The 862-nt window shown below is 41.1% G+C and carries 1 protein-coding gene; it reads left to right on the forward strand.

Annotation, left to right across the window (positions count from 1 at the left end):
• Positions 1 to 70: 70 nt before the first annotated feature.
• Entirely contained in the window at positions 71 to 832 is a 762-nt protein-coding gene (locus tag CWC30_RS17180; protein ID WP_024600859.1) for an IS5 family transposase, read from the forward strand.
• Positions 833 to 862: the final 30 nt, after the last annotated feature.

Consider the following 862-nt stretch of genomic DNA (forward strand, 5'->3'; position numbering starts at 1 on the left):
GGTATGAAAAACAAACAGCATGAAGATAAGGTATAATTGAATTCGCCAGAAAACTTTACACCGAACCTACATGCCAAGATTAATGTTAACAGACGGGACATGGAATGTCTTATCAAAAGTAATGTACTTAAGTGGTCGAATTTATAATAAGCCCGACCATAGAAAAACGCTCGAAGGCATACTGTATAAGATGCGCACAGGTATTCCATGGCGAGATTTACCTTCTGATTTTGGCCGTTGGAGTGCTATCTACAGACGGTTTAATTTATGGTCCAAAAAAGGGATTTTGAATGAACTGTTTCGCGCATTATCTCGTGATGCGGACATGGATTGGGTCTTCATTGATGGCAGTATTGTCAGGGCTCATCAACATAGTTGCGGTGCAAGAACTGCTGACAATGAATCAATTGGAAAGAGCCGAGGTGGAAATTCTACGAAAATTCATCTTGCAGTCGATAGCGGAGGGTTGCCTGTTTATTATGAATTATCCTGTGGAAATACGCATGATATCGTCCATGCAGAGTCACTCGTAGCTAATTGCCCAACAAGTAATATGGTTGTCGCAGATAAAGGCTACGACAGTGAAAAACTGAGAGCGTTTGTTCGTGATAATAACGCTACACCCGTTATTCCACGTAAGGGCAACAGTTTAGTAGGCAATGAAGATATTGACTGGTGCATGTACAAATATCGGCACTTGGTTGAGAATGCATTTGGCCGTATTAAGCAATATAGAGGGATAGCCACGCGGTATGAAAAGCTTGAACGAAATTATCATTCAATGCTCGCTTTAGCATTTACTATGATGTGGCTACCAATGTGGGCTGATTGATATATGTACTACAAAGATCAACAGCCCCTA

This window comes from Pseudoalteromonas sp. S4741 (genome assembly GCF_005886135.1).
In the GTDB taxonomy this organism is placed as follows: domain Bacteria; phylum Pseudomonadota; class Gammaproteobacteria; order Enterobacterales; family Alteromonadaceae; genus Pseudoalteromonas; species Pseudoalteromonas tetraodonis.